The 2523-nt window shown below is 69.6% G+C and carries 2 protein-coding genes; both read right to left on the reverse strand.

All coding sequences use genetic code 11. The features are described from left to right. On the reverse strand, nucleotides 1-2181 hold a 2181-nt coding region (locus ACDELDRAFT_RS21300), incomplete at its 3' end, for a TonB-dependent receptor (protein WP_050784222.1). 32 nt (nucleotides 2182-2213) lie between these two features. Beyond that, nucleotides 2214-2465, reverse strand: a complete 252-nt coding sequence (locus ACDELDRAFT_RS21305; RefSeq protein WP_005800343.1) for a hypothetical protein — start codon at nucleotides 2463-2465, stop codon at nucleotides 2214-2216. Nucleotides 2466-2523 lie beyond the last annotated feature (58 nt).

Below are 2523 nucleotides of genomic sequence, written 5' to 3' on the forward strand. Positions count from 1 at the left end.
AGGTAGCCCCTGGCCGGGGTACCCGCCCGCCGAGGCCCAGTAGCTGCGGTTGGTGAGGTTGTCGATGCGGGCGCGCAGCGTGACGAGGCGGCCCTGCACCTCGGTGAGGTAGCGGGCGCCCACGTCGAGGCGGCTCCAGCCGGGCACGCGCAGGGTGTTGGTGGCATTGGCATAGCTGGTGCCGGTGTGCACCACGCGGCCGTCCAGGGCCAGGCCGGGTACGCCGGGCACATCCCATTCGGCGCCCAGGTTGGCTTGCAGTTGGGGCACGCCAATCACGCGCTTGCCGTCAGTCGCGGCCGAGCCGGTGGCCTGCTGCTGCGCGCGCAGCCAGGTCAGGCCGCCCAGCAGGCGCAGGCCCTTGGCGGCTTCACCCTGCACGGCCAGCTCCAGGCCCTGGTGGCGGTCCTTGCCGTTGGTGCCAAAGACGTTGTTGCTGTCCAGGTAGGCGCGGGGCTTGTCGGTGCTGAAGAAGGCCAGGCTGCCACCCACGCGGCCAGCGTCGACCTTCACGCCCACTTCCTTTTGCTTGGCCACATAGGGCTTGAGCATCTCGCCCCGGTTGGCGGCGGTGCTGGGCGCGGCTTGCCCCTGGCTCAGGCCCTCCACGTAGTTGGCATAGAGCGACACGCGCTTGTCCAGCTTGAACACGCCCGCCAGCAGTGGGCTGGTGCGGCTTTGTTCGTAGCGGTCGGTGAGTGCGGCGGTGCCGTAGGCGTAGTTGCCGATGTCGATCTTCTGGTGGCGCAGGCCGGCCGTGAGCAGCAGACGCTGGTCCATGAGCGCAAGGGTGTCGCCCACTGCGAAGCTCGTCAGGCGCGTGGTGCCGGTGCGCAGTGGGTTGGCCAGGTCGCCGCCACGAAACGCATTGGCGCTGAAGGCTGGCAGGTTGCTGGCCACGGGGCCATACAGGTTGGTGGCCTGGGTGTTGGCGTAGTCCATGGCATAGGCATTTTTCTTCTCGGCGTTGAATGCCGATGCCACGGCCACCCATTCGTGCCCCACGCTGCCCGTTTGCAGCTTGCCGCGCAGGCCGAGTTCGCCGGTGTTCACGCTGTCCTTGCGGGTGTTGTCGAAACGGTAGGTGGTGGCGGCGCCCGTTGACGCATTGCTCACTGTCAGGTTGGCCAGCGAGTTGGCTTCTTCGCTGCGGCGCGCGCCGGCGGCGGCCCAGGCGGTCACACTGGCGCTGATGTCCCATTCGCCGCGCAGCGTGCCGAAGGTGTCGCGCTCGTTGGTGTAACTCCAGGGCTGGGCGAAATTGGTCTGGTTGTCGGGGGCCGCAGGCACGCTGGTGACGGTGGGGCCCAGGGTCACGTTGGTGCGGGTGCGCTGGAGCTTGTGGTCCTGCCAGCCGATGTCGCCCGACAGGCGTACGTCGCGGCTGCGCCAGTCCAGGCCCACGGCCAGCAGGCCGAGCCGCGCGTCTTCGTCATCCACGGCGGTGCCGCCCTGGTGCGAGGCCGCATTCACGCGGATGCCGGTGCTGCCGTCCGGCCCGAAGCGGCGGGCGATGTCGGCCGCCACCTGGGTCTGGCCGCCGCTGCCCACGCCAAAGGTCACGCGGTTCAGCGGCTCATTGGGCGCGCGTTTGGGCAGCAGGTTGATGCTGCCGCCGATGCCGCCGCCACCGGGGCTGGCGCCGCTCAGAAATCCCGAAGCGCCCCGCAGCACTTCCACGCGCTCGAACAGTTCGGTGGCGATGTACTGGCGCGGCAGCAGGCTGTACAGACCGTTGTAGGCGGTGTCGTCCGAATCCAGGATGAAGCCGCGAATGAAATAGGCCTCCTGGAAATTGTCAAAGCCCCGCGCCACGCGCACGGTGGGGTCGTTCTGCAGCACGTCGCCTACGCTGCGGGCGTGGCGGTCCTGGATGAGTTCATTGGTGTAGCTGGTGATGGAGAACGGCGTCTCCATGGCATCGCGCGTGCCCAGAATGCCCGCGCGGCCGCCCCGGGCCACCTGGCCGCCCGCATAGGCGGGCGACAGTCCCTGGGCCGATGCGTCGGCACTGGCCTTGACCGTTACGGTGGAAAGCGTCTGGCCTTCTTCTGCGGCGGCCGCCTGGCCGAGCGCTGCCTGAGCGGTCAGGGCAAACAGCAGGGCGGCCGCGAAGGCGCCCGGGGTGGCCACCCAGGCGGGATGGCGTATGGATGGGGTCGTGCAACGGGTGTGGCGCATGGTGGGAGGCATTGGCAGGTGCTGGAGGTGAGTCATTCAGGAATGTGGGTCGGGGCTTCGACGGCCATGTGCGGCGGGTGGGCGCGTGGCGTGGGGGTGGGCGTTCTGGTGGCCGCTCGGGGCCGGCAGCACCAGCCCATCAACGCCACCGGCACGCCCAGGCCCACCCACGACCACCAGTCGCCCCAGGTATCGGACACCAGTGCCGTGGCAAGGCCGGTGGCCGACAACAAGGCCATGGCGATGGGGCCGCCCCACAGGGCGAGAAAAGGGGGGAATCTCATGCGGAACCCCCCGTGCGTGCGGCGCCCAGGGCGGGCAGGCCGCTGGCGGCGGGGCCTG

This window comes from Acidovorax delafieldii 2AN, from assembly GCF_000175235.1.
GTDB lineage: Bacteria > Pseudomonadota > Gammaproteobacteria > Burkholderiales > Burkholderiaceae_C > Acidovorax > Acidovorax delafieldii_B.

What these genes read in the sequence shown, in the direction of transcription:
- ACDELDRAFT_RS21305 (WP_005800343.1), bottom strand. Translation starts at nt 2,465, where the DNA reads ATGAGATTCCCCCCTTTTCTCGCCCTGTGGGGCGGCCCCATCGCCATG.